26 protein-coding genes and 1 pseudogene are annotated in these 25,652 nt (G+C 65.2%); 25 read left to right on the forward strand and 2 right to left on the reverse strand.

The genetic code is table 11. The features are described 5' to 3' along the window. Nucleotides 1-91 precede the first annotated feature (91 nt). Genes Q358_RS0104435 through sppA form a run of 3 tightly spaced genes read left to right on the forward strand, consistent with a single transcriptional unit; the run spans nucleotide 92 to nucleotide 2,815 of the window. On the forward strand, nucleotides 92-1,039 hold the full coding sequence (locus Q358_RS0104435; protein WP_027960947.1) for an RluA family pseudouridine synthase: 948 nt from the start codon (nucleotides 92-94) through the stop codon (nucleotides 1,037-1,039). Between the two features lie 9 nt (nucleotides 1,040-1,048). Continuing rightward, a complete protein-coding gene (locus Q358_RS0104440) occupies nucleotides 1,049-1,702 on the forward strand; it encodes an HAD-IA family hydrolase (RefSeq protein WP_027960948.1) in 654 nt (217 codons plus the stop codon). Nucleotides 1,703-1,705: 3 nt separating this feature from the next. Next, entirely contained in the window at nucleotides 1,706-2,815 is a 1,110-nt protein-coding gene (gene sppA, locus Q358_RS0104445; protein WP_027960949.1) for a signal peptide peptidase SppA, read from the forward strand. A 152-nt stretch (nucleotides 2,816-2,967) separates the two neighbouring features. Here sppA and Q358_RS0104450 read toward each other — a convergent pair whose 3' ends face one another. Next, nucleotides 2,968-3,558, reverse strand: a complete 591-nt coding sequence (locus Q358_RS0104450; RefSeq protein WP_027960950.1) for a Maf family protein — start codon at nucleotides 3,556-3,558, stop codon at nucleotides 2,968-2,970. 100 nt (nucleotides 3,559-3,658) lie between these two features. Between Q358_RS0104450 and Q358_RS0104455 the strand changes: the two genes are divergently transcribed. The 16 genes from Q358_RS0104455 to Q358_RS0104530 all read left to right on the forward strand — a co-directional run bounded on the left by Q358_RS0104455 (nucleotide 3,659) and on the right by Q358_RS0104530 (nucleotide 17,581). Next, nucleotides 3,659-4,192 carry a YceD family protein gene (locus Q358_RS0104455; RefSeq protein WP_027960951.1) on the forward strand — a complete coding sequence of 178 codons (534 nt, stop codon included), beginning with the start codon at nucleotides 3,659-3,661 and terminating at the stop codon, nucleotides 4,190-4,192. A gap of 28 nt (nucleotides 4,193-4,220) precedes the next feature. Further along, complete coding sequence (gene rpmF / locus Q358_RS0104460) at nucleotides 4,221-4,391, forward strand: 50S ribosomal protein L32 (RefSeq protein WP_027960952.1); 171 nt, start codon at nucleotides 4,221-4,223, stop codon at nucleotides 4,389-4,391. A gap of 44 nt (nucleotides 4,392-4,435) precedes the next feature. After that, the gene (plsX, locus tag Q358_RS16550; RefSeq protein WP_084286436.1) at nucleotides 4,436-5,497 is read left to right on the forward strand and encodes a phosphate acyltransferase PlsX; all 1,062 of its coding nucleotides are present in this window, start codon (nucleotides 4,436-4,438) and stop codon (nucleotides 5,495-5,497) included. 17 nt (nucleotides 5,498-5,514) lie between these two features. Further along, nucleotides 5,515-6,474, forward strand: a complete 960-nt coding sequence (fabD, locus tag Q358_RS0104470; protein ID WP_027960953.1) for an ACP S-malonyltransferase — start codon at nucleotides 5,515-5,517, stop codon at nucleotides 6,472-6,474. Nucleotides 6,475-6,504: 30 nt separating this feature from the next. Beyond that, a complete protein-coding gene (gene fabG / locus Q358_RS0104475; protein ID WP_027960954.1) occupies nucleotides 6,505-7,248 on the forward strand; it encodes a 3-oxoacyl-ACP reductase FabG in 744 nt (247 codons plus the stop codon). A gap of 133 nt (nucleotides 7,249-7,381) precedes the next feature. After that, a complete protein-coding gene (gene acpP, locus Q358_RS0104480) occupies nucleotides 7,382-7,615 on the forward strand; it encodes an acyl carrier protein (RefSeq protein ID WP_008956801.1) in 234 nt (77 codons plus the stop codon). A gap of 211 nt (nucleotides 7,616-7,826) precedes the next feature. Continuing rightward, nucleotides 7,827-9,065: a beta-ketoacyl-ACP synthase II gene (gene fabF / locus Q358_RS0104485; protein WP_027960955.1), complete on the forward strand. Its 1,239-nt coding sequence runs from the start codon at nucleotides 7,827-7,829 to the stop codon at nucleotides 9,063-9,065. 11 nt (nucleotides 9,066-9,076) lie between these two features. Next, nucleotides 9,077-9,889, forward strand: coding sequence for an aminodeoxychorismate lyase (gene pabC, locus Q358_RS0104490; protein ID WP_027960956.1), 813 nt, complete (start codon nucleotides 9,077-9,079; stop codon nucleotides 9,887-9,889). Between the two features lie 15 nt (nucleotides 9,890-9,904). Then, a complete protein-coding gene (gene mltG / locus Q358_RS0104495; RefSeq protein ID WP_027960957.1) occupies nucleotides 9,905-10,909 on the forward strand; it encodes an endolytic transglycosylase MltG in 1,005 nt (334 codons plus the stop codon). Between the two features lie 155 nt (nucleotides 10,910-11,064). Continuing rightward, a complete protein-coding gene (gene tmk, locus Q358_RS0104500) occupies nucleotides 11,065-11,733 on the forward strand; it encodes a dTMP kinase (RefSeq protein ID WP_051530187.1) in 669 nt (222 codons plus the stop codon). Then, on the forward strand, nucleotides 11,721-12,731 hold the full coding sequence (locus Q358_RS0104505; RefSeq protein ID WP_051530174.1) for a DNA polymerase III subunit delta': 1,011 nt from the start codon (nucleotides 11,721-11,723) through the stop codon (nucleotides 12,729-12,731). The genes tmk and Q358_RS0104505 overlap by 13 nt, the downstream gene beginning before the upstream one ends. 45 nt (nucleotides 12,732-12,776) lie before the next feature. After that, nucleotides 12,777-13,112 (forward strand): PilZ domain-containing protein, encoded by a 336-nt coding sequence (locus Q358_RS0104510; RefSeq protein WP_027960960.1) that lies wholly within the window; start codon nucleotides 12,777-12,779, stop codon nucleotides 13,110-13,112. A gap of 39 nt (nucleotides 13,113-13,151) precedes the next feature. Then, nucleotides 13,152-14,000, forward strand: a complete 849-nt coding sequence (locus tag Q358_RS0104515) for a TatD family hydrolase (RefSeq protein WP_027960961.1) — start codon at nucleotides 13,152-13,154, stop codon at nucleotides 13,998-14,000. 10 nt (nucleotides 14,001-14,010) lie between these two features. Continuing rightward, nucleotides 14,011-14,571, forward strand: coding sequence for a DUF1285 domain-containing protein (locus tag Q358_RS0104520; RefSeq protein WP_027960962.1), 561 nt, complete (start codon nucleotides 14,011-14,013; stop codon nucleotides 14,569-14,571). Then, a complete protein-coding gene (locus Q358_RS0104525) occupies nucleotides 14,562-16,757 on the forward strand; it encodes an ATP-dependent helicase (RefSeq protein WP_027960963.1) in 2,196 nt (731 codons plus the stop codon). The genes Q358_RS0104520 and Q358_RS0104525 overlap by 10 nt, the downstream gene beginning before the upstream one ends. After that, the gene (locus Q358_RS0104530) at nucleotides 16,754-17,581 is read left to right on the forward strand and encodes a sulfurtransferase (RefSeq protein ID WP_027960964.1); all 828 of its coding nucleotides are present in this window, start codon (nucleotides 16,754-16,756) and stop codon (nucleotides 17,579-17,581) included. Before Q358_RS0104525 ends, Q358_RS0104530 begins: the two co-directional genes overlap by 4 nt. 134 nt (nucleotides 17,582-17,715) lie before the next feature. Here Q358_RS0104530 and Q358_RS0104535 read toward each other — a convergent pair. Continuing rightward, nucleotides 17,716-19,395 (reverse strand): annotated as a pseudogene (locus Q358_RS0104535) (electron transfer flavoprotein-ubiquinone oxidoreductase); the annotation flags it as partial. Nucleotides 19,396-19,749: 354 nt separating this feature from the next. Between Q358_RS0104535 and Q358_RS0104540 the strand changes: the two are divergent. The 6 genes from Q358_RS0104540 to nrdE all read left to right on the forward strand — a co-directional run bounded on the left by Q358_RS0104540 (nucleotide 19,750) and on the right by nrdE (nucleotide 25,639). Then, a complete protein-coding gene (locus tag Q358_RS0104540) occupies nucleotides 19,750-20,511 on the forward strand; it encodes an electron transfer flavoprotein subunit beta/FixA family protein (protein ID WP_027960966.1) in 762 nt (253 codons plus the stop codon). Between the two features lie 56 nt (nucleotides 20,512-20,567). Next, nucleotides 20,568-21,494: an electron transfer flavoprotein subunit alpha/FixB family protein gene (locus Q358_RS0104545; protein ID WP_027960967.1), complete on the forward strand. Its 927-nt coding sequence runs from the start codon at nucleotides 20,568-20,570 to the stop codon at nucleotides 21,492-21,494. 428 nt (nucleotides 21,495-21,922) lie between these two features. Then, entirely contained in the window at nucleotides 21,923-22,534 is a 612-nt protein-coding gene (locus tag Q358_RS0104560) for a superoxide dismutase (protein WP_027960968.1), read from the forward strand. Between the two features lie 302 nt (nucleotides 22,535-22,836). Beyond that, on the forward strand, nucleotides 22,837-23,064 hold the full coding sequence (gene nrdH, locus Q358_RS0104565; protein ID WP_027960969.1) for a glutaredoxin-like protein NrdH: 228 nt from the start codon (nucleotides 22,837-22,839) through the stop codon (nucleotides 23,062-23,064). Then, nucleotides 23,061-23,492, forward strand: coding sequence for a class Ib ribonucleoside-diphosphate reductase assembly flavoprotein NrdI (gene nrdI / locus Q358_RS0104570; RefSeq protein WP_043487637.1), 432 nt, complete (start codon nucleotides 23,061-23,063; stop codon nucleotides 23,490-23,492). The genes nrdH and nrdI overlap by 4 nt, the downstream gene beginning before the upstream one ends. Next, the gene (gene nrdE / locus Q358_RS0104575; protein WP_084286437.1) at nucleotides 23,474-25,639 is read left to right on the forward strand and encodes a class 1b ribonucleoside-diphosphate reductase subunit alpha; all 2,166 of its coding nucleotides are present in this window, start codon (nucleotides 23,474-23,476) and stop codon (nucleotides 25,637-25,639) included. The genes nrdI and nrdE overlap by 19 nt, the downstream gene beginning before the upstream one ends. Nucleotides 25,640-25,652: the final 13 nt, after the last annotated feature.

Below are 25,652 nucleotides of genomic sequence, written 5' to 3' on the forward strand. Positions count from 1 at the left end.
CCAGCAAGCGCTGTAAGCAGCAATTGGCGCGGTGGGGCGAACACTGCGTTAGAATGCGTCCTTCGCAGGTTCAGAGCAGTGGAGTCTCGGCATGGCCGAAGGGCGCGACGTACAGTGGGTGGCGGTGACGGAAGGACAGGACGGCCAGCGGGTCGACAACTTCCTCATGACGCGTATCAAGGGAGCGCCACGGGCGCTGATCTATCGCATCGTGCGCAAGGGTGAGGTGCGTGTAAACAAGAAGCGCGTCAAGCCCGATAGCCGCCTGGCGACGGGGGACATGGTGCGTATCCCGCCGCTGAAGATGTCGCCGCGGGAGGCGGTGCGTGAGGTAAGCGACAACCTGCGTAACCTGCTGGCCGGCAGCGTGCTGGTCGAAGGGCGTGACTGGCTGGTGATCAACAAGCCGTCGGGGCTGGCGGTTCACGGCGGGAGTGGCGTCAAGATCGGGTTGATCGAGGCACTGCGTCAGGTGCGTGAAGATCTCGACTTCCTGGAACTGGTGCATCGGCTGGATCGTGATACCTCGGGCTGCCTGTTGTTGGCCAAGTCACGGCCGGCATTACTGGCACTCAATGCCTCGCTCAAGCAACACCAGATGGAGAAGCGCTATCTGGCGTTGGTGGCGGGGCGCTGGCCTCAGCGGCGTGACTTCGTGGCGGCCCGCCTGGATCGCTATAACCTGGCCAACGGCGAGCGACGCGTGCGCGTCGATGCCGAGGGCAAGGTGGCACGTACCCGGTTTGCGGTACGCGAAGCCCTGCCGAAGGTGAGCCTGATGGAGGCGGAGCCGGTGACCGGGCGCACCCACCAGATCCGTGTGCACGCCGCCCATGCCGGGCATCCGCTGCTGGGTGACGACAAGTATGGCTCGCGTGAGAGTCAGCAGCTGGCGGCGCGCCTGGGTCTCTCGCGACTCTTCCTGCACGCCGAGTCGCTGGCCTTCCCCGAGCCCACCAGCGGCCGCGAGGTGCGGATTCGTGCGCCGCTGCCCGATGACCTCGAGGCGGCATTGAGCCGCGCTCGCCAGACCCCTTGAGGAGCCGACATGCGTTATCGACTGGTGATTTTCGATTGGGATGGAACCCTGATGGACTCCGTGGCGCGGATCGTCGCCTGCATGCAGGCGGCGTCCCGGGATGCCGGCTGGGGTCGCCTGGAAGACGCTGCCATACGCAATATCATCGGCCTGGGGCTTCCCGAGGCCATCGCGACCCTCTGTCCGGGCATTGACGTCGAGCGAGCCGAACGGCTGCGCAGCCGCTACGCCTGGCACTTCGTGGAAGGCAATGACACGCCCATGGCCTTCTTTCCCGATGTGGTGAGTGGGTTGACGGAACTCCGGGAGCGTCCCGGTCAGCGTCTGGCGGTGGCGACCGGCAAGAGTCGGCGCGGCCTCGATCGCATATTTCACGAGAGCAGCAGTGGTCATTGGTTCCAGGCGAGCCGTACGGCCGACGAGACGCGCTCCAAGCCTCACCCGCTGATGCTCGAGCAGCTGCTGACCGAGCTCGCCGTGCCGGTGACGGAGGCCGTCATGGTGGGGGACACGGCGTATGACCTCGAGATGGCGCGGGCCATCGGCATGGATCGCGTGGCGGTGACCTGGGGGGTGCATGCGCCCGACAGGCTGGCGATGAGCCGGCCGGCCTTCACCGCCGAGACGGTGCCCCAGCTCTTCGATTGGCTGCAGGGAGCCTGAACCATGACCGATGATCGCAACGAGCGCGGCGAAAGCCCCGGTGACACGCGCGACCCCTGGACCCAGGGGCCCGAGGTGAATCGCAACGAGGCCCGGGCGGGCCGCCCGGGGAGCGAGTCGGAGGCGATGATGGCCGACGAGGACGCCGAGGCCCTGCGCGAGCGTCAGCGGCTCGAGCAGACGGCGATGATGGGGCGCTGGATAGACGGTGTGCTGGTGGAGCAGCGTCGTTCGCGGCGCTGGAAGCTGTTCTTTCGCTTCCTGTTCGCGGCGCTGATTGTGGCTTCGCTGTCGGTAACTTTCTACGGGCTGCTGGCGGGTCCGGCTGCGGTCGGCGGGGCCGATAGCCCACACCTGGGCGTGGTCGAGGTGAGTGGTGTGATCGAGGCCGAGGGCACCGCCAGTGCGGAGCGTATCAATGCCGGCCTCAGGCGCGCCTGGGAGGCCGAGGCGAGTGAGGCAGTGGTGCTGCATATCAATAGCCCCGGAGGGAGTCCGGTGCAGTCCCAGCGTATCTTCGATGAGGTCATGCGGCTGCGCGGTGAGGGCGACAAGCCGATTATCGCGGTGATCGAGGATATCGGCGCCAGCGGCGCCTACTACATCGCCGCCGGTGCCGATGAGATCATTGCCGCGCCGGCCAGCCTGGTGGGGTCGATTGGCGTCATCTACTCCGGCTTCGGCTTTCGGGAGGCCATCGAGGAGCTGGGCGTGGAGCGTCGTGTGTATACCGCCGGCGACAACAAGGCCTTCCTCGACCCCTTTTCGGATGTGACCCCGGAGCAGCGCGAATTCTGGCAGTCGGTGCTGGATAGCACCCACGACCAGTTCATTGCCGCGGTGCGCGAGGGGCGTGGGGAGCGCCTGGCCGATGATGAGACGCTGTTCAGCGGGCTGGTCTGGAGTGGCGAGCAGGCCCTGGAGCTGGGGCTGGTGGATTCGCTGGGTAGCCTGGACACCCTGGCCAGGGAGCGCCTCTCCGAGCGCCGACTGCATGATTACACGCCGCGACTGGACCCGTTCAAGCGACTGTCCCGCCAGTTCGGCCGGGTCGCCATGGAGTGGCTGGGGCTGCCCCGTGCCGAATCGCCGGTGCGTTACCAGCTACCTTAGAACGCCGAGCTTTAAGCATGCTGGCAGCACAGCTCCGAGCGGCGCCGGGGACAAGTCGTAGAGGGGGTCCTATGCCAAGGATGGCATCGGTAGCGCCCATGGAAGGGTTCACAGCGCCCCCTCGGAGGCTTGTCGCCGGAAAAGCCGCGGCTTCAGGATGCGGGTCCCAGCGGATCCAGTCCGGCTTCGCGGAGCATGGCGCAGAGACGAATCAGCGGCAGGCCGATCAGGGTATTGGGGTCGTCGCCTTCCAGGCGTTCGAACAGGGTGATGCCCAGCCCCTCCATGCGAAAGCTGCCGGCGCATTCCAGCGGCTGCTCCCGTTCTACATAGCGAGCAATCTCGTCGTCATGGAGCCGGCGAAACACCACGTCATAGGTCTCATGGCACACCCGGTGGTGGCCGTTGCGGGTATCCACCACCGCCAGGCCGGTAAGAAAGCGCACGCGGTTGCCCGAGAAACGCGCCAGCTGGGCGCGGGCGGCGGCCAGGTCGGCGGGCTTGCCCAGGATATCGCCGGCGAAGAGCGCGACCTGGTCGGAGCCGACGATCAGGTGCTTGGGCCATTCGCCGGCGAGCTGCTGCGCCTTGGTGAGTGCCAGTCGGTGCACCAGGCCGCCGGGCGATTCGCCGGGGCGGGGGCTTTCGTCGATCTCGGGGCCTTGCCAGGCATAGGGGAGGCCCAGGCGGTCAAGCAGCTGGCGTCGCCAGCGTGATCCTGAGGCGAGGACGAGGCGCGGCATGCGGGGGCTCCAGGAGAACAAGGGGCGTGCAGGGTAGCATGCTCTTCTGTGCATCGGCGGCTTTGACAGGGGCAGAGGGAGTGCCTATCATTGCGCGCCTATGTTGACCACACGACTCCCCGAACGGGTCGAGCCTTACAAGCTCGCCGCCCGAGCCGAGCATCTTGAAGGCCTGATGGCCCTTGGCGACCTGACGCGATTGACCGAAGCGGTCGGTCGGCAAGAGGGCGACGCCGAGGTGTGGCTGGATTTCACCATCGACGTCCAGGGTCGCCACGAGATTCACGGACGACTGAAAGCGGCGCTGCAGCTGCCTTGCCGGCGTTGCCTGCAGCCCATGGCGCAGGACGTCGAGAGCGAGTTCCTGCTCGGCATGGTCACCAGCGATGCCTTGGCGGCCGAGTTGCCCAGCACCCATGAGCCGGTGCTGGTGGAAGACGAACAGCTGAACCTGCTGACGGTAGTCGAGGATGAATTGATCCTCAGCCTTCCTCAGGTGGTTTACCACGATGAGGCCGACTGTGCGGTCTCTCGCGACCAGCTGACCAGCGGGGAGGATGTTGCGGCATCCCACGAGCCCGCAGCCAGCCCCTTCGATGTGCTTCGGCATCTCAAGGGCAAAAAAACCGATTGATTACCGATTCACTCTGGAGTGATATCCCATGGCAGTTCAAAAGAACCGCAAGACTCGTTCCACGCGTGGCATGCGTCGTAGCCACGACTCCCTGAGCGCCCCGGCCCTTTCCCAGGACAAGGAGACCGGTGCGACCCACCTGCGTCACCATGTCTCTCCGGATGGCTTCTACCGTGGTCGCAAGGTCGTCGACGCGTAAGGCGACGACCCGACCGGTGGTAACCTCAGGCCTCTGACTCCTTGATGCGAATCGCCATCGATACCATGGGAGGGGATCTCGGGCCTCGTGCCGCGGTACGCGGTGCCGCTGGGGCTGCCCTACAGGAGTCTCGTCTCGCGCTGAGTCTGTTTGGCCCCCGTGCCCGCCTCGAACGTGAGATTGCCAGCCTGCCGCGGCGCCTCGCCGCGGCCGGTTCGCGTTTGGAGGTTGTGGATGCTCCCGGTGAGATAGCCTCGGGGCTGCGTCCATCCGAAGCCCTGCGTCATGGCGGTGACACCAGCATGGCGCGGATGCTCGACTGCCTGGTGGCGGGAGATGCCCAGGCGGGTGTCAGCGGTGGCAATACCGGGGCCCTGATGGCACTGGGGCGGCGTGCCCTGGGAACGATAGCCGGCATTCCTCGCCCGGCGATCAGTACCGCGATCCCCACGCGTGAGCAGGGGCGCTGTTACCTGCTCGACCTGGGGGCCAACGTCGATGCCTCTGCCGACCGCCTGGTGGACTTCGCCCGCATGGGCGAGGCGATGGCGCGGCATGTGGATGGGCTGGCGCGACCGCGGGTGGCGCTACTCAATATCGGCGTCGAGGGCATCAAGGGGACCGCCGGCGTCCGTCAGGCCGATGCGCGGCTGCGTGAACTGCCGGCGTTCGATTATCGCGGCTACGTCGAGGGCGACGGCATCTTCGCCGGCAATATCGACGTGGTGGTCTGCGATGGCTTTGTCGGCAATATCGTGCTCAAGGCCAGCGAAGGATTGGCGCGCATGCTGGTGGGCCGGGTTCAGGCCACCTTCGAGGCGCACTGGGGCAGTCGTCTGGTCGGCCTGCTGGCCAGGCCGGCGCTGCGTCGTCTGCGTGGCGAACTGGACCCCGTCCGCTACAACGGCGCCAGCCTGTTGGGGCTGGCGGGCATCGTGGTGAAGAGCCATGGTGGGTCCGATGCCGAGGGTTTTCGCTTTGCCGTGCTGCGCGCCGTGCAGGAGGTGGAGCATGATCTGCCTCGGCGTCTGGCGGGGGAGCTGGGCGGCGCTCGGCAGGACTCTACGTCTCGCGTCGGTGCGGCCGACGGGGATGAAAGGCAATAAAAGCAAAGGTGACAAAGATGACTCAACCGCTCGCCCTCGTGTTTCCCGGACAGGGATCTCAGCAGGTCGGCATGCTGCGTGAGCTTGCGGAGCGCTACAGCGTGGTGGGCACCACCTTCGAGGAGGCATCGGAGGCGCTCGGCTACGACCTCTGGCAGATCGTCCAGGAGGGACCCGCCGAGGCGCTCAATGCGACCGCCTGCACCCAGCCGGCACTGCTTGCCGCGAGCGTGGCGGTCTGGCGTATCTGGCAGGAGCTCGAGGGGCCGCGGCCCGACGCCATGGCCGGTCACAGCCTCGGCGAATACAGCGCCCTGGTGTGTGCCGGAGCGATGCCCTTTGCCGAGGGTGTCAGGCTGGTCAAACTGCGTGGTGAGGCGATGCAGTCGGCCGTGCCTGCCGGGCAGGGTGGCATGGCGGCGATTCTGGGTCTCGATGATGCCGTGGTGGAGCAGGCCTGTGCCGAGTCGGCCCAGGGCGATGTGGTCTCGGCGGTGAACTACAATGCCCCCGGCCAGGTAGTGATCGCCGGCAGCAAGGCGGCCGTCGAGCGGGCCATTGCGGCCTGTCAGGCGGCGGGGGCCAAGCGGGCCATGCCGCTGCCGGTCTCGGTGCCTTCCCACTGTGCCCTGATGGAGCCCGCCGCCGAGCAGCTGGCTGCCGCCATGGACGAGGTGGCGCTCAAGGTGCCGCGTTATACGGTGATCCAGAACGTCGATGCCCAGGCCCATGCCGACGTCGAGACCCTGCGCACACGACTGATCGAGCAGCTTTACCGCCCGGTGCGCTGGACCGCTTGTGTCGAGGCCATGAGCGAGCGGGGCGCCGACGTCTTTATCGAGTGCGGGCCGGGCAAGGTGCTGACCGGGCTTGGCAAGCGTATTGCCCGCGGCAGCAAGGGGCTCGCGGTCAATGATCCTGACAGTCTCGATGCCGCCCTGGAGCTGGCGCGCAGTGTGGCATCCAGCAACGGTTGATCACTTTCCACAGGATAAGGCGTAACTTTCATGACTAGTGAAACCAGAGTCGCCCTGGTCACCGGTGCCAGTCGCGGCATCGGCCGGGCCATTTCCCATGAGCTGGGTCGCCAGGGCCGCATCGTGATCGGCACGGCGACCACCGATGCCGGAGCCGAGAGAATCGATGCCGATCTCAAGGCCCACGGGATCGAGGGCGCCGGAAGGTGTCTCGACGTGACCGATCCGGCCAGCGTCGATGCCGTGGTCAAGTCGATCGGCGAGGAGTTCGGCGCACCGACCATCCTCGTCAACAACGCCGGGATCACGCGAGACAACCTGTTGATGCGCATGAAGGAAGGGGAGTGGGACGATGTCGTCGACACTAACCTGAAGTCGGTCTATCGTGTCAGCAAGGCCTGTCTGCGGGGCATGACCCGCGCCCGCTTCGGGCGTATCGTCAGCATCAGTTCGGTAGTGGCGAGCATGGGGAACCTGGGGCAGACCAACTATGCGGCCGCCAAGGCGGGCATGGAAGGCTTCACGCGAGCCCTGGCCCGTGAGGTGGCGTCGCGTGCGATTACCGTCAATGCGGTGGCCCCCGGCTTTATCGCCACGGACATGACCGAGGCTCTCCCCGAGCAGCAGCAGCAGGCCCTGCTTGACCAGATTCCGCTTTCACGCCTCGGTCAGCCCGAGGAGATCGCGGCCGCGGTGGGCTTTCTCACCGGCGAGACGGCCAGTTATATTACCGGCGAGATCGTGCATGTTAACGGCGGCATGAACATGCGTTGAGAGGTGCCGGGACCGGTGGTTGCGCCGGCCCCGGGGGCTCTATACACTACCCCGCAGTTTCCGGCTTGCGGATCTGGAACCCCAAACGGCTGGTCATCTGGACGGCCAATGTGAACGACTGGAGTACGTCATAATGAGCACCATCGAAGAGCGCGTTAAGAAGGTTGTGGCCGAGCGCCTGAACGTCAAGGAAGAGGACATCCAGAACAGTTCCTCCTTCACCGAAGATCTGGGCGCCGATTCCCTGGATACCGTCGAGCTGGTCATGGCGCTCGAGGAGGAGTTCGACACCGAGATTCCCGACGAGGAAGCGGAGAAGATCACCACCGTCCAGGAAGCCATCGACTACGTTAACGCTCACCAGTAAGCCTGGTGGCGGTCGATGCCGCTTGCTGATGCTCGGGGCCGGCCTCGCCGGAACGGCCCCACGAAAGCCGCCTCCAAGGGCGGCTTTTTCGCACCCGGACAACATGTCTGTGCTCTTCCAGGGCGGCATGTCGCAGGGAGAGTCGTTATAATGCGCCTGACTAAACGGCCCGGACGGGCCGTGATCATCCTGGATGCCTGGAGGAGCGTTGATGACACGTAGACGAGTAGTGGTGACGGGCCTGGGCCTGGTCACTCCGGTGGGGAATACCGTGGCAGAGAGCTGGGGCAATATCGTGTCCGGCAAGAGCGGTATCGCGCCCATTGAGCATTTCGATGTCAGCGGCTTCAACACGCGCTTCGGCGGTTCGGTGAAGGACTTCGATATCAGTCCCTACCTGAACACCAAGGAAGCCCGCAAGATGGACCTGTTCATCCAGTACGGCATGGCGGCCGGGGGGCAGGCGATCCAGGATGCCGGCATCGAGTGTACCGAGGAGAATGCTCAGCGTTTCGGTGTGGCCATCGGTTCCGGCATCGGCGGGCTTCCGATGATCGAGCATAACCATAACGCCATGTTGAAGAGTGGGCCGCGGCGTATCTCGCCGTTCTTCGTGCCCGGCTCGATCATCAACATGATCTCCGGTAACCTGGCGATCCAGCATGGCTTCCGTGGTCCCAATATCGCGATCACCACCGCCTGCACCACCGGTACCCACAACATCGGTTACAGCGCGCGGACCATCGCCTATGGTGATGCCGATGTGATGGTGTGTGGCGGCGCCGAGATGGCCACCACGCCGCTGGGGCTGGGCGGATTCTCGGCGGCCCGGGCACTCTCTACTCGCAATGATTCGCCGGAAGAGGCCAGTCGCCCCTGGGATCGCGACCGTGACGGCTTCGTGCTCTCCGACGGTGCGGGTGTGCTGGTGCTGGAGGAATTCGAGCATGCCAAGGCACGCGGGGCGACCATCTATGCGGAAGTGGCCGGCTTCGGCATGAGCGATGACGCCTACCACATGACGTCCCCGCCCGAAGACGGCAGCGGCGCCGCCCTGTCCATGGCCAACGCCGTGCGCGATGCCGGCCTCGACCCGGCCTCGATCGATTATATCAATGCCCACGGTACCTCCACGCCTGCGGGGGACCTGGCCGAGAGTCTGGCCGTGCAGCATGTGATGGGCGAGGCCGCCAGGTCGGTCGCCGTCAGTTCCACCAAGTCGATGATCGGGCACCTGCTTGGAGCTGCGGGCGCCGTCGAGGCGGTGTTCTCGATTCTCGCAATCCGCGACCAGGTGGCGCCCCCCACCATCAACCTGGATAACCCCCAGGAGGGCTGCGAGCTCGATTATGTGCCTCACACGGCTCGCGAGATGAAGATCGACGTGACCCTGTCGAACTCCTTCGGCTTCGGTGGCACCAACGGCACCCTGGTCTTCACCAGGGTGTGAGCGAGGGGCGCGTGAGCGAGCCGGCTAGCTGGCCCCTGGACGATCGCGGCGCCGCCTACGGTGACGGCCTCTTCGAGACCATCCTGATCAGGGACGGGCGGCCGCTACTCTGGGATGAGCACCTGGCACGCCTGGCGCGTGGCTGTCGGGTGCTGGGCATGCCGATGCCCGACGAGCATGACCTGGCCCTGCCTTTGGCCGAGGCAGGGGCGGGGCTCGAGGTGCTCAAGCTGATGCTGACCCGGGGAAGTGGCGGTCGGGGCTATCGCCCGCCGGCCTCTCCCGCGCCGCGCCTGCGCTGGCGGCTGACCTCCTTCGCCCCGGATGCATCCCGCTGGCGGCTGGGCGTGAGGGTGCGGCATTGTCGCCTGCGCCTCGCGGGGCAGCCGCTCCTGGCCGGGATCAAGCATCTCAATCGCCTGGAAAACGTGCTCGCACGCCGCGAGTGGGGCGATGACGCCATCGCCGAGGGGCTGCTCAGCGATGAGGCGGGGCGCCTGGTCGAGGCGACCGCCATGAACCTCTTCTGGCGGCGCGCCGGCCGCCTGGAGACGCCTTCGCTCGCGCGTTGCGGGGTAGCGGGCACCCTGCGCGAGGCCTTGATGTCACGCGTCGAGATCCACGAGGTCGAGGCGGGGGACGAAGCGCTGGACGATGCCGAGGCCGTCTGGCTGGGCAATTCCGTACAGGGCATCTGGCCGGTTGTGCGCCTGGACGATATGTCGGGCAAGGTGTGCCGTCGCTGGACCCTCGGTGGCCTTCATCGTCACTTCCAGGCCGAGGCACACGGCGTGTTGGGGTATCCGACGCCTGACGCTTTCTGAATCGAGAGGACTCCAATGCGGCGAGTGTTGATCTGCCTTCTGCTGCTGCTCGCGGTGGCCGTCACGGCGTTGTGGGGCGGCTATCGCTACTGGCAATCGCGTCTTTCGGCCCCGCTTGCGATCGACGAGACGATGCTCTATGAAGTGCCTCGCGGTGCCGGCCATCATAGCGTGGTGAGCGACCTGGTGAAGCGGGGCGTGATCGAGGATGGCTGGGCCTTCCGGGCCCTGGCACGCCTCGACCCCGAGAGCCTGCCGCGACTGCGCCCCGGGGAATTCCGCCTGGAGCCCGGCATGAGCGGCCGTGACGTGCTCCAGCGGCTGGGCAGCGACCAGCTGGTGACCTATCCGTTGACCGTCCCCGAGGGCTGGACCTTCCGGCAGATGCGCGATGCCCTGGCGGCGGCGCCGAAGCTTGAACACCGCACCGAGGGGCTCGCTGATGACGAGGTCATGTCACTGCTGGGGCGTGAGGGGGAGCATCCCGAAGGTCGATTCTTTCCCGATACCTATCTCTATCACAAGGGGGTAAGCGACCTGGAGATCCTTGAGCAGGCGCTGTCACGCATGACGGCCACCCTCGAGGAGGTATGGGCACAGCGGGTCGAGGGTCTTCCCTTCGAGACACCCTACGAGGCCCTGGTCATGGCGTCGCTGATCGAGCGCGAAACGGGGGCCCCCGAGGAGCGGCGCGAGATAGCGGGCGTCTTCAAGCGCCGGCTCGAGCAGGGGATGCGCCTGCAGACCGATCCCACCGTCATCTACGGCATGGGGGAGCGCTATGCGGGCAATATCACCCGGGCCGACCTGCGTGAGGCCACCCCCTACAATACCTATGTCATCGACGGCATGCCGCCTACGCCGATTGCCCTGCCGGGACGGGCCGCCCTGGAGGCCGCCGTCGACCCGCTGCCCGGGGAGACGCTCTACTTCGTGGCCAAGGGCGACGGCACACACCACTTCTCACGCACGCTGCGTGAGCACAATAATGCGGTCAATCGCTATATCCGCAATCGCTGATTGGAGCAGGCATGGGTAAAAAGCACCCCGAACGGCCAGCGAAAAATGCCGGGGACACTCCGGAGCGGCACGCCTACGCCGAGAATGGCGTCGACAGCATGCAGGGAGATAGTCACGATGCCTCCTCCATGGGCCGGCACTCCGGGGCATGTGATCTGAGACGTTCCGAGGGGAAGGGAGGACACGGAGTCGGGCGCTTTATCACCCTGGAAGGGGGCGAAGGGGTCGGCAAGTCCACCAACCGGGCACGGGTGGTGGCGTGGCTGGAGTCACGGGGCCTGGAGGTGATCCAGACGCGTGAACCCGGGGGCACGCCCCGGGCCGAGGCCATCCGCGGCTTGCTGCTTGACCCGGATGAACAGGAGCCGCTGGATGATGATGCGGAATTGCTGCTGGTATTTGCGGCCCGGGCCCAGCACCTGGCGCGGGTGATACGCCCGGCCCTGGCGCGGGGTGCCTGGGTCGTGTGTGACCGTTTCACCGATGCCACCTTTGCCTACCAGGGCGCCGGGCGTGGCATCGACGATGCGCGTATCGCCAAGCTCGAGGCCTTCGTTCAGCAGGGCCTTGCCCCGGACCTGACCCTGCTTCTCGATATGCCCATGACGGCAGCACAGCGGCGCCTGGAACAGCGTGGAGAACGGCGCGATCGCTTCGAGCAGGAGCGCGGCGAATTCTTCGAGTCGGTCCGCCAGGCCTACCTGACCCGTGCCGCCCAGGCGCCGGAACGTATCGCGATCATCGACGCCGCTCGTTCCCGGCAGGCGGTCGGCGAGCAGATCGAGCATGTGCTTGAGGAGAGAGTGGCGGCATGGCGGAGCTGAATCCGGCGCCCATCACCACCCTGGCGCCGCTGCCCTGGCTTGGCGAGCGCTTCGAGGAACTCTGTCGGCTGGCGGATAGTGGTCGGCTACCCCATGCGCTGTTGATCTCCGGGCCCCGGGGGATAGGCAAGCGTTCCCTGGTGGACGCCCTGGCCGCGCGAACCCTGTGTGCCGAGCCCGGCATGGTGGCCTGTAGCCGCTGTCACGGCTGTCGGATGCTGGCTTCCGGCTACCATCCTGACCTGATGTGTGTCGAGCTGGAGGAGGGTAAACGCCAGATCCGTATCGATGCCATTCGCGAGATCAACCATTTCGTTGCCCAGACCGCCCAGCAGGGGGGCTACCGGGTCATCCTCATCGCACCTGCCGAGGCGCTCAACGTGGCCGCGGCCAATGCGCTGCTCAAGAGTCTGGAGGAACCCGGCGCCAGGACGCTCTTCCTGCTGCTGTCGGATATTCCGTCGCGGCTGCTGCCCACCATTCGTTCGCGTTGTCAGCACTGGAGCCTGGCCGTACCCGCCCCCGACGCCTGCCTGCCCTGGCTTGCCGAACGCCTCGGCGACCCGGAGGAGGCCGGTTTCTGGTTAACGGTTGCCGGCGGGTTGCCGCGCCAGGCCGTGCGCCTGGCGACGCCCGATGCCAGGGCCCTGCGCCAGCAGCTGGTGGAAACCTTCGAGGCGCTCGTGCGGGGCGCGGAACCCGTGGCCGAGGCGGCCCGGCTTGACCGCCAATCCATCGATGCCATCCTGTGGTACGGTATTGCCTGGCTCGAGGATTTAATCCGCCTGGGGCTTTCCGGAGACGCGGAGGGGCTGTGCAATCCCGACCTGCTCCCGCTCTATCGCCAGGCGGTCAAGAACGCCAGGGTGCGCGACTGGTTCCGTCTGCTCGATTACGCCCGGGAAGAACGCCGCCTGCTGGCGGCCGGCGGCAACCCCAATCCCCAGCTGGTGCTTGAAGCCTGGCTGGTGCGATGGTCCGCGTTGCTGCGGTCGTGATGCGGGGCCCTGGCCCCCGTGCCCTATGCCCCGCAGGAGGAAGCCATGGTGGCTCCGCAAGCGTTGTCACTGACGATCGAGGATACCCAGGCACTGTTCGCGGCCTACATGCCGGCGCTCGAACGGGGCGGCATCTTCGTGCCCACTCGCGAGCGCCACGAACTGGGCCAGCAGATCCACCTGCTGCTGGTACTGCCTGGCGATTCCGACGCGATTCCCGTCACCGGAGAGGTCATCTGGGTCACGCCGGACGGCGCCTCGGGTGGGCGCCCGCCCGGGGTGGGAATTCATTTCAGCACGGCGGATTCGCTCACCCGCGACCGCATCGAGCGCCTGCTCGCCGGGCATCCCGACGACGGCACACCGACCCATACGCTCTGACGAGCGTTTCGCCATTCACTGTTTTCGGTATCTGACCGCATGTTTGTTGACTCGCATTGCCATCTCGACCGTCTCGACCCCGCCACCCATGACGGGGACCTCGCCGCGACGCTGGACGCCGCCCGCGCACGCGGTGTGAAACAGTTCCTGGCCATCGGCGTCACCCTCGATGACCTGCCGGGAGTGGCCGCCATCGCGCGCGAGCATGATGACGTGGTGATCTCCGCCGGGGTCCATCCCTTGCACCGGCTAGACCAGGAGCCGAGCATCGCGGCCATCAAGGAGGGCGCCGAGCGCCATGGGGCGGTGGCCATCGGCGAGTGCGGTCTCGACTATCATTACCTGGAGAAGGCCCCGGACGAGGTGCCATCGCGAGAGGTGCAGCGCGAGCGCTTCCGGCGCCAGCTGGTCGCGGCCACCGAGCTCGAGTTGCCGGTGATCATTCATACCCGGGAGGCGCGTGACGAGACGCTGGCGCTGATCCGCGAGCATACCAATCCCGAGGTCGGTGGCGTGCTGCACTGCTTCACCGAGGATCTCGATATGGCGCGGGAGGCGGTACGCCACGGCTTCTATATCTCGCTTTCGGGGATCCTGACCTTTCATAGCGCCGAGTCGCTACGTGAGGTCGCCAGGCGGGTGCCGCTGGATCGGCTGTTGATCGAGACCGACAGCCCCTATCTGGCTCCGGTCCCGTATCGCGGGAAACCCAATGAGCCGGCCTGGGTGGTCGAGGTGGCCGAATGCATCGCCGCCGAGCGCGGGATCAGTGTCGACGAAGTTGCCATGCAGACCACCGCCAACTTCTATCGGCTATTTCGTGCCGCCGCCCCCGAGGTCTCCGAGGAGATGCGTGGCATCCTGCAGGGCGCCGGCCTGGTCAAGTAGGAGATGTACGATGAATCTGGAACCGTTGGTGGCACAGATCGACCCCGGGGGCGATATTCCTCCGGTGGATGAGTGGCATCCCGGGCATGTTGGGGAGATGGATCTGGTGATCGCTGCCGATGGGCGGTGGATACATGAGGGGAGCGCCATCTCCAGGCCGCATCTGGTACGCCTGCTCTCCACCATACTGCGCCGCGAGGATGATGGTCGTCATGTCCTGGTCACGCCGGCCGAGAAGCAGCGGATTCGTGTCGAGGACTGCCCCTTCCTGGTGGTCGATGCCGAGCGTGACGCCGAGGGTATCTGGTGGCTGACCACCAATGTGGGAGACCGGCTGTCGCTGGGGGCCGACCATGCCTTCACGCTCAGCGAGACCCCCGCCGGTGAGGTCGTGCCCGAGGTTCCGGTACGCTTCGGCCTCGCCGCACGGCTGGGGCGCAATGTCTTCTATCGTCTGGTCGAGGAGGCCGCCCCCTTCACCCTGGAAGACGGGCGTGGCGCCCTGGGGATTCGCAGTGACGGTCTCTGGCACCCGTTGGGCCTGGTCGATGGCGAGACGGCGTGCGACTGACCGATGAACAGCGCGCCGTGGTCGAACACCGCGCCGGACACGCGCGCGTGGCCGCGGTGGCGGGGTCCGGCAAGACCACGACCATGGTGGCGAGGGTGCTGCGCCTGCTGGAGCGTGGCGTTGCGCCGCAGCGAATCCTGGTGCTCATGTTCAATCGCTCGGCGCGGGCGGACTTCCAGGCGCGTCTGGCGACCATGGCGCCGAGCGGGCAGCGGTTACCGGACGTGCGTACCTTCCACTCCCTGGGCCATCGACTCAGCGCCAGCCTGACGCGCTGGGGCGCCCTCGCGCCCCGTCAGCTGCTCACCGCCGACTGGCAGCTCGAGCGCCTGCTGCGCCAGGCCACCCAGCTGGCACTGGGCGATCAGGACGCCGAGGCCAGGGAGTCGGCACTGGACGCCGAACGGCTCGAGGCGCTGGCCCATTTCTGTGCCCTGGTGAAGGCCGAGATGGTCTCCGCCACCGAGCTGCACGAACGCCTGGATTACGGCGCGGAGACTCGCTACTTTCCGGCCGCCTTCGAGCAGGCCGAGGCGTTGCTGGAGCAACAGGGGCTGATGGGCTATGCGGATCTGCTGTATCGCCCGCTGCGTGTCCTCGAGGCGGACGCCGGCTTGCGCCGTCGCACCCAGGGATATCTCGACCACGTCATCATCGATGAGTATCAGGACATCAATGTCGTCCAGCAGCGGCTACTGGCCCTGCTCGCCGGCGGGCGTGCCGAGGTGATGGCGGTGGGAGATGCCAATCAGTGCATCTACGAGTGGCGCGGCGCCCACCCGGAGACCATGCTGGAGCGCTTCACCGCTACCTTCGGGGCCGCCGTGGACTATCCGCTCTCCACCACCTTCCGCCACGGCCATGCCCTGGCGCTGGCGGCCAATCATGCCATCGACGCCAATCGGCGTCGCCCCGACCAGCAATGCCTGGCGGCGCCCGACAACCCCTTGACCCGGATCGAGGCCGGGCTGGGTAGCCGTGGCCTGCTGGAGGGTCTGGCCGCATGGCAGCAGCAGGGAAGGGGGCTTGCCGAGGCTTGTGTGCTGGTGCGCAGCTGGGCGCTCTCGGTACCGCTGCAGCTGGCATTGTTGCGCGAGGGGGTCGCCTTTCGCCTGGCCCGGGAGGATCGCTTTGTCTTCCGCCTGCCCCTGGTCCAGGCGCTGGCTGGCTATCTGCGTCTGACCTGCGAGCCCGGCCTGCTTCGCGATCCGGCACACCTGGCCTTGTTGTTCGCTCAGCCGACGCCCTTCGTGGCACGCGAGCGCCTCGAGGCGCTCGCGCGATGGCTAGCGGAAAGCCAGCGCTGGCCGGCCGCCCAGGACCCGCTGCTGGCGCCCTTGAAGCCCCATCAGAGGCGCACCCTCAAGAAGCGCTGGGCGCTGCTCTGCGAGCTGCCGCGACTCGCATACCGCCCCCCGGCCGAGCTGCTCGAGTATGTGGTGAGTGAGGTCGACGCCGAGAAGGTGCTCAAGCGTGCCGCGGCGCGGCGCGACAAGGGCGAGGAAGACGTACGCCTGCTCGATGTGCTCAAGGAGCAGGCCCGGGAGCTGGGCAACGATACCCGGGCCTTTATCGAGCTGCTGAGCCGGCCGGTGGAGAACCGCGAGGATGGTGTGCTGATCAACACCGTGCACGGAGCCAAGGGGCTGGAGTGGCCGCTGGTGGCGCTTGCCGGTGTCAATGAACAGGACTTTCCCCATTACACCAGAGATAATCCCCTATCCCCACAGCGCCTCGAAGAGGAGCGCCGGCTCTTCTATGTGGCCATTACCCGGGCCCGGGAGCGGCTGTTGCTGCTCCACGACGGGGGCGAGCACCGTCCCAGCCGCTTTCTCGCCGAGAGCGCCTGGGAGGAGTGCGACCGCCTGGCCCGGCGCCTGGACGAGCCGGGCGAAGGCTCTCTAGTAGTGTCGCGTCCGGCCCTGGTAGGGCATTACCTGACCCGGCTCGGCCGTGACCTCCCCCTGGTTCATGCGCACGAGGGCGTCACCGAGCCAGGGCCAGTCCTTCGCCGCTTCGATGTGGGGCAGCGCTTGCGTCATGCGGTATTCGGGGACGGCGAGATCGACCTGGTGGAGGGGGACCCGGATAATCCGGTGATCGAGGTATGTTTCCGACATGCCGGCAGGCGACGCTTGATCGCCCGCCGCGCCCCCATTGAACTACTGGAAGGAGATCAGGCATGAACCAACCCTTGATCGCGGCCCGAGAGCTGGATGAGGCCCTGGGTGGCCCTTGCCCCCCGCGTCTGCTGGATTGCCGGGCGCGCCTGGACGACCCCGGCGCCGGCCACGAGCTATGGTGGAAGGCGAGCCTGCCGGGCAGCCGGCATCTCGATCTGGATCGTGACCTGGCGGCGCCGCCGGGGGAGGGCGGACGCCACCCGCTGCCCGGCCAGGCGGCGTTTACTGCGACGCTCCAGCGCCTGGGCGTGACCCCGGAGGTGCCGGTAGTGGTCTACGACGATAAGGGCGGGCAGTTGGCCGCCGCCCGGGCCTGGTGGATGCTGGCCTGCTGGGCCGGTCACCCCGACGTCAGGGTGCTGGATGGCGGTATTCAGGCATGGCAGACCCAGGGCGGTGAGCTGCGCGAGGGCGAGGAGGGCGCCGCGGGCGCATCCGATTGGCGTCCGACCTATCATGACGACGCCTGGGTGGCGGCGGATGCCCTCCTGTCGGCCGGTGGGGTCAAGATCGATGCCCGCAGCCGAGAGCGTTTCAGGGGAGAGGTCGAGCCCGTGGATCCGGTGGCGGGCCATATACCGGGCGCGGTCTGTCATCCCGGTGCCGACCACCTGGGCGAAGATGGGCGCTTCAAGAGCCCCCAGGACCTGGCCGCGGCGCTGCCACAGGCCGATGAGGCGGTTGTCTACTGCGGTTCCGGCGTTACCGCCTGCCACACCATTCTCGCCTATGCGATAGCCGGCAGGCCCTTGCCCAGGCTCTATCCGGGCTCCTGGAGCGAGTGGATCCGCGACCCGGCCCGCCCCATCGCCACCGGTGAGCGATAAGCCATACGTGCTCGGCTTCGCCGAGGGCTGTAAGCCATACGCTTTACGCGATACGAACCCCCTTGTGTGGGCCTTGATGGCGATACCCTGGCTTACGGCTTACGGCTTACGGCTTACGGCTTACGGCTTACGGCTTACATATTGGGATAGTTGGGTCCGCCGCCGCCCTCCGGGGCGACCCAGGTGATGTTCTGAGCCGGATCCTTGATGTCGCAGGTCTTGCAGTGCACACAGTTCTGGAAGTTGATCTGGAACTGTGGCTTGCCATCATCGTCCTCGACCACCTCATAGACCCCGGCCGGGCAATAACGCTGAGCCGGCTCGGCGTACTCCGGGAGGTTATCGCGGATCGGCAGCTCCGGGTCGGCCAGCTTCAGGTGACAGGGCTGGTCCTCCTCATGGTTGGTATTGGAGAGAAATACCGAGGAGGACTTGTCGAAGGAGAGCTTGCCGTCGGGCCTCGGGTACTCGATCTTCTCGCATTCGCTGGCCGGCTTGAGTGCGGCATGATCCGGGGTGGTGTCATGCAGGTTGGGCAGCTTGCCGCGCAGCAGCTGGTCGGCGAAGTTATAGGCGCCACCGACGACGGTGCCGTACTTGTGGATCGCCGGGCCAAAGCTGGCGCTCTCCTTCAGCTCGGCATAGGCCCAGCTGGCTTCCCAGTTGTCGGTGAAGGTGGTCAGCTCCTGGCCGCCCTCATCGCCCTTGGCTACCGCCTGAAATACCGCTTCGGCGGCTACCAGGCCGGATTTCATGGCGGTGTGCAGCCCCTTGATCTTGGCGAAGTTGAGGGTGCCGGCGTCGCAGCCGATCAGCAGGCCGCCGGGGAAGGTCATCTTCGGCAGGCAGTTCAGGCCTCCCTTGGTGAGCGCCCGAGCACCGTAGGCGACTCGCTTGCCACCCTCGAGATGCTTGGCCAACACGGGATGGTGCTTCATGCGCTGGAATTCATCGAAGGGGGAGAGCCAGGGATTCTGGTAGGAGAGGTCCATGATCAGGCCCACCATCACCTGCTGATTGTCGCCATGATAGAGGAACCAGCCCCCGTGGGTGTTCTTGTCCAGGGGCCAGCCGGAACCGTGCAGGACCAGGCCGGGCTCGTGCTGCTCGGCGGGCACGTCCCACAGCTCCTTCAGGCCGATGCCGTAGTGCTGGGGATCCTTGCCGGCGTCGAGGGCATATTCCTGGATCAGGCGCTTGCCCAGGTGGCCGCGTGAGCCCTCGGCGAACAGGGTGTATTTGGCACGCAGTTCCATGCCGGGCATATGGCCGTCCTTGGGGGAGCCATCGGCGGCCACGCCCATGTCGCCGATCAGGATGCCCTTGACCACCCCCTCTTCGATAATGGTTTCCTGGGCCGCGAAACCCGGGAAGATCTCCACGCCGAGTGCCTCGGCCTGTTCGGCCAGCCAGCGGCACAGGTTACCGGCGCTGGTCACATAGCGGCGAGAGTCGCCACCGGTGTTGTGCATCGACGGCGGCACCAGGGAGTTGGGTAGCTTCTGGCTCTTCTCGGCGTCTCTCAGCAGATGGACTTCGTCTCGGCTGGCCGGAGTGGTCAGCGGGGCACCACGCTCTTCCCAGTCGGGGAAAAGCTCCTGCAAGGCGCGGGTTTCGAAGATGGCACCGGAAAGGATGTGGGCGCCGACCTCGGAGCCTTTCTCTACCACACACACCGTCAGTTCCTGTTCGGCCTCGTTCGCCTGCTGCATCAGCCGGCACGCCGCCGCCAGCCCCGAAGGCCCCGCGCCCACGATGACGACATCGAATTCCATGGAATCGCGTTCGACTTGTTCTTCCATCTGTCTTCTCCTCGCTGCTCGTGTCGACGCTTAAGGTCTATGCCACTAATGTCGATACAATTTAAAACGGTCGTTTGCTTCTAGCCTGCCTCCATGATAGGCATAATAGATCAACAAGGTCACCCCCTGCGATCCCGCAATTCTGCCAACATAATGGGCACAGGCTTGAATAGGAGGCCATATTGGGATTGTTGCAGTGCGTACAGGTATGACACATTGATACAGTTTTTTCGATGCGGCGCCTATCAAACGCTTGCATGAAATGCATGGAAGCATGCCACGCGGTTCTAGATGGTCTTGGATGGCATGCTTTTGGCTCTTTGAATTTACGATGGTTCAACCCTACGAAAACCAAGCGAGGAAGTCATGAAAGTACTCGTCGCGGTCAAGCGCGTCATCGATTACAACGTCAAGATCCGCGTCAAGGCGGATAACTCGGACGTCGACCTCACCAACGTCAAGATGGCCATGAACCCCTTCTGCGAAATCGCCGTGGAAGAGGCGGTGCGCCTGAAGGAGAAGGGCGTGGCCACCGAGGTGGTCGCCGTCACCGTCGGGCCCAAGGCCGCTCAGGAGCAGCTGCGTACCGCCCTGGCGCTGGGGGCCGACCGAGCCATTCACGTCGAGAGCGATGAGCGAGTCGAGTCGCTGGGCGCCGCCAAGGCGCTGGCCAAGCTGGTGGAAGACGAGCAGCCGGGCCTGGTCATCCTCGGCAAGCAGGCCATCGATACCGACAACAACCAGGCCGGCCAGATGCTTGCCGCCCTGACCGGACTGCCCCAGGCGACCTTCGCCTCCGAGGTGAATGTCAGCGGAGACGGGGGTGATGGAAAGGTCCAGGTGACCCGCGAGATCGATGGTGGCCTGCAGACCCTCGAGCTGGCCCTGCCGGCCATCGTCACCACCGACCTGCGCCTGAACGAGCCGCGCTACGCCAAGCTGCCCGATATCATGAAGGCCAAGAAGAAGCCGCTGGACGTCAAGACGCCGGCGGACCTCGGTGTCGAGGTGGCCAGCAGGGTCAAGCTGCTCAGGGTCGAGCCGCCGGCCGAGCGCCAGGGCGGCATCAAGGTGGGCTCCGTGGACGAGCTGGTCGACAAGCTGAAGAACGAAGCCAAGGTTCTTTGAACATAACGCTTTGAAAACAGTTCTTTGAAAACAGTTCTTTGAAAGGAGCGGAGCTAATGAGCATCCTGGTACTCGCCGAACATCAAGACGGCGCCCTGGCCGGCGCCACCGCCCATGTGGTCGCGGCCGCCAAGGCCATCGGTGGGGACATCGACGTGCTGGTGGCGGGAGAGGGCGTTGCCGCCGTCGCCGAGGCCGCCGCCGGGCTGGACGGTGTCGGCAAGGTGCGCGTGGCCGACAACGCCGCCTACGCCCACCAGCTGGCCGAGCCGATGGCCGCGCTGATCGCCGAGCTTGCCGACGACTACGGCCACGTGCTGGCCGCCGCCTCCACCAGTGGCAAGAACGTGCTGCCGCGGGTCGCCGCACTCAAGGACGTGGCGCAGATCTCCGAGATCATCGCGGTAGAGTCGCCCGATACCTTCAAGCGGCCCATCTACGCCGGTAACGCCATCGCCACCGTGCAGAGCGAGGACGCCCTGAAGGTGATCACCGTGCGTACCACCGGCTTCGACGCGGTTGGAGAGGGCGGCAGCGCCGGCGTGGAAGCGATCGATTTCGTCGCCGACAACAGCCAGTCCACCTTTATCAAGGAAGAGCTGGCCGAGTCCGACCGTCCCGAGCTGGGCGCGGCCAAGGTGGTCGTCTCCGGCGGCCGCGGCATGGGCAACGGTGAGAACTTCAAGTTGCTCGACGGCATCGCCGACAAGCTGGGCGCCGCGGTAGGGGCCTCGCGGGCGGCCGTGGATGCGGGGTTCGTGCCCAACGACATGCAGGTGGGCCAGACCGGCAAGATCGTCGCGCCGGAGCTCTACATCGCCGTGGGCATCTCCGGGGCCATCCAGCACCTGGCCGGCATGAAGGACTCCAAGGTGATCGTGGCGATCAACAAGGACGAGGAGGCGCCGATCTTCCAGGTGGCGGACTACGGCCTCGTGGCGGACCTCTTCGATGCCCTGCCGGAGCTCGAGCAGAAACTCTGATGAAGATCGAGATCTTCCAGATGGCACTCTCGATGAACTGCGGCCTCGTGGCGGACCTCTTCGATGCCCTGCCGGAGCTCGAGCAGAAGCTCTGATGAAGATCGAGATCTTCCAGATGGCACTCTCGATGAACTGCGGCCTCGTGGCGGACCTCTTCGATGCCCTGCCGGAGCTCGAGCAGAAGCTGTAACTGACGGCTTTTCTGGCTCGATATTGGAAGCCGGCTCCTGAGGGAGCCGGCTTTCTGCTTTCCGGGCCTGCGCTGGACGGCTTCGCATGGTCTGGAGTAGGGTGAGTCGACGCCTCCGGGGTGCGTTCGAGAAAAAGCCGGTCGATGTGCTTGAAATCGTCGACTGACGGCCGCACCTCTAGTCTATGCAGGACAAGAATTGCAGTTAATGCAAAGCCACCAAAAGGAGATGATCAACATGGCACATACCCTCCCCGAGCTTCCGTATGCTTATGATGCGCTCGAGCCCCATATCGATGCGCTGACCATGGAGATCCACCACTCTCGTCACCACCAGACCTACGTCAACAACCTGAACGCCACCCTCGAGGGCACGGGTCTGGAAGACGTGCCCGTCGACGAGCTGCTCGCCGACCTCGACAAGGTGCCGGCCGATAAGCGTCAGGCGGTGATCAACAATGGTGGCGGTCACTCCAACCACTCCATGTTCTGGCAGATGATGTCACCCAATGGTGGCGGTCAGCCCAAGGGCAAGGTGGCCGAGGCCATCGAAAGCGAACTGGGCGGCTTCGATGCCTTCAAGGACGCCTTTACCAAGGCGGCCCTGGGTCGCTTCGGCAGCGGCTGGGCGTGGCTCAGCGTTACCCCCGAAAAGACGCTGGTCGTCGAGAACTCCCTGAACCAGGATAGCCCGATCTCCAACGGCAACACGCCGGTGCTGGGGCTGGACGTGTGGGAGCATGCCTACTACCTGAAGTTCCAGAACAAGCGCCCGGACTATATCGCCGAATTCTTCAACGTGATCAACTGGGATGAGGTCGAGAGCCGTTATCAGGCGGCGACTGCCTGATCGACCACTCCCCGGTCTGATAAACAGCGCCGCGGCCCCTGAGGCCGCGGCGCTGTCGTATGGGTACCCTGCCAGGCAGCAGCATCGCCTTGCCTCCTTGCCTCCTTTGCTGGACTCTCACACCTCACACCTCACACCTCACACCTCGCTCCCCAGGGCGTTATCGAGGCCGTCAGTCACTTGTGTCTGCGTGCCATATATAACACAACATATGGTATTTCAAGGGTGACAGATTCTATATATGGTGTATTATTGCCAGCGAAGTCACCATATATAGTTTCTTTGCTTCAGGGAGTGTCACCATGGAGATCAAGGTTTATACCCGTCCTGCCTGCCCTCAGTGCACGGCCACCTGTCGCACCCTGGATCGTCGCGGCATCGACTATCGCCTGATCGACCTGGATCGCGACCCACAGGCTCATGAGCACGTCGTTGCCCTGGGCCACCGTCAGCTACCGGTGGTAGAGGCCGGTGAGCAACACTGGTCCGGTTTTCGTCCGGATCGCCTCGGTAGCCTGATACCGGCATGAGGGGGGAAGGCGTAGAGCGGGTGCCGCCGGAGCTTATCTACTTTTCGACACGCTCCGGCAACACGCATCGCTTTATCCAGAAGCTGGACCTGCCGGCGCGGCGCATCCCCCTGGAGAGGGATGCCCAGGCCCTGGCGGCAACGCGGCCCTTCGTGCTGGTGACCCCTACCTATGGCGGCGGCGGGGCGAAGGGGGCGGTGCCGGCCCCGGTGATCCGGTTTCTCAATGACCCCGGCAATCGAGAGCTCCTGATGGGAGTGGTGGCCGCGGGCAATACCAACTTCGGTGCGGCTTACGGGATGGCCGGGCGCATCATCGCCGAGAAGTGCAAGGTGCCGTTGCTGTATCGATTCGAGTTGCTGGGCACGGATGAAGACGTGACCCGAGTAAGCAAGGGAGTGAGAGAGTTTTGGACACGACAACACTGACCCAGCCGCCTCGTCAGGCGGAGGGAACGGCAGGCCAGAAGCTGGACTATCACGCGCTGAATGCCATGCTCAACCTGTATGGTGACGATGGTCGCCTGCAGCTGGAGCGTGACCGCGAGGCGGTGCGTGAGTACTTCCTGCAGCACGTGAATCAGAACACGGTGTTCTTTCACTCGCTGAAGGAGAAGCTCGACTACCTGGTGGAGGAGCAGTACTACGAGCCGGAAGTGCTGGCACAGTACGACGCTGGCTTTATCAAGGCGCTTTTCGAGCAGGCCTATGCCTGGAAGTTTCGCTTTCCGAGCTTTCTCGGTGCCTTCAAGTACTACACCAGCTATACCCTGAAGACCTTCGACGGTCGCCGCTACCTGGAGCGCTTCGAGGACCGTGTGTGCCTGGTGGCGATGACCCTGGCGCAAGGCGACGAGGTGCTGGCCCGGTCACTGGTGGACGAGATCATCACCGGTCGCTTCCAGCCTGCCACGCCGACCTTCCTGAACGCCGGCAAGCGTCAGCGCGGCGAGCTGGTGTCATGCTTCCTGCTGCGCATCGAGGACAACATGGAGTCCATCGGCCGAGCCATCAACTCGGCCCTGCAGCTCTCCAAGCGTGGCGGCGGTGTCGCCCTGCTGCTCAGCAATGTGCGTGAGGCGGGGGCGCCGATCAAGCATATCGAGAATCAGTCGTCGGGCATCATCCCGATCATGAAGCTGCTCGAGGATGCGTTCTCCTACGCCAACCAGCTCGGTGCGCGCCAGGGGGCCGGGGCGGTCTATCTCAACGCCCACCATCCCGATATCCTGCGCTTTCTCGACACCAAGCGCGAGAATGCCGATGAGAAGATCCGCATCAAGACGCTGTCGCTGGGGGTGACGATACCCGACGTCACGTTCGATCTCGCCAAGCGCAATGAGCCGATGTACCTCTTCTCGCCCTATGACGTGGAGCGGGTCTACGGCAAGCCCTTCGGTGATATCAGCGTTACCGAGAAGTATCGCGAGATGGTCGATGACCCGCGTATTCGCAAGACCAAGATCAACGCCCGGGCCTTCTTCCAGGCGCTGGCCGAGGTGCAGTTCGAGTCCGGCTATCCCTATGTGATGTTCGAGGACACCGTCAATCGCGCCAACCCCATCGCCGGGCGTGTCAATATGAGCAACCTCTGCTCTGAGATCCTGCAGGTCAATACGCCCAGTGAATTCAACGATGATCTCGGCTATCGCCACCTGGGCGAGGATATCTCCTGTAATCTCGGCTCGCTGAATATTGCCCGGGTGATGGACTCGGGCGATATCGGCGCCAGCGTCGATGTCGCCGTGCGTGGCCTCACCGCGGTGGCCGAGATGACCGATATTGCCTCGGTCCCCTCGATAGCCAATGGCAACACTCGTTCCCGGGCGATTGGCCTGGGGCAGATGAACCTGCATGGTTTCCTGGCCCGAGAGCATATTCATTACGGCTCCCCCGAGGCCCTGGATTTCACCAGCGTCTATTTCGCCTCTGTGGCCTATCACGCCCTGCGAGCCTCCAATCGGCTGGCCATGGAACGTGGCGAGACCTTTGACGGCTTCGCGGCGTCCGACTATGCCAGCGGGGTGTTTTTCGACAAGTACACCGAGCGTGACTGGCTGCCGGAGTCCGAGCGTATCCAGGCACTCTTCGCGGGTGCCGGCATTACGCTCCCGACCCGGGAAGACTGGGCGGCGCTCAAGGAGTCGGTGATGGAGCATGGGCTCTATAACCGTAACCTCCAGGCGGTGCCACCCACCGGCTCCATCTCCTATATCAACCATTCGACCTCCAGCATTCATCCGGTGGCCTCGCCCATCGAGATTCGCAAGGAAGGCAAGCTGGGACGCGTCTACTACCCGGCCCCCTATCTCGATGACGGTAACCTGACGTATTACCGGGATGCCTACGAGATCGGCCCCGAGGCGATCATCGATACCTACGCCGCGGCCTCCGAGCATGTCGACCAGGGGCTCTCGTTGACGCTGTTCTTCCCCGACACCGCCACGACCCGGGATATCAATCGGGCGCAGATCTACGCCTGGCGCCAGGGGGTCAAGACCCTCTACTACGTGCGCCTGCGCCAGAATGCCCTGGAGGGCACCGAGGTAGAAGGGTGTGTCTCCTGCACGCTGTAGGAAAAACAGACCA

The sequence above is a fragment of the Halomonas halodenitrificans DSM 735 genome (assembly GCF_000620045.1).
Lineage (GTDB): Bacteria > Pseudomonadota > Gammaproteobacteria > Pseudomonadales > Halomonadaceae > Halomonas > Halomonas halodenitrificans.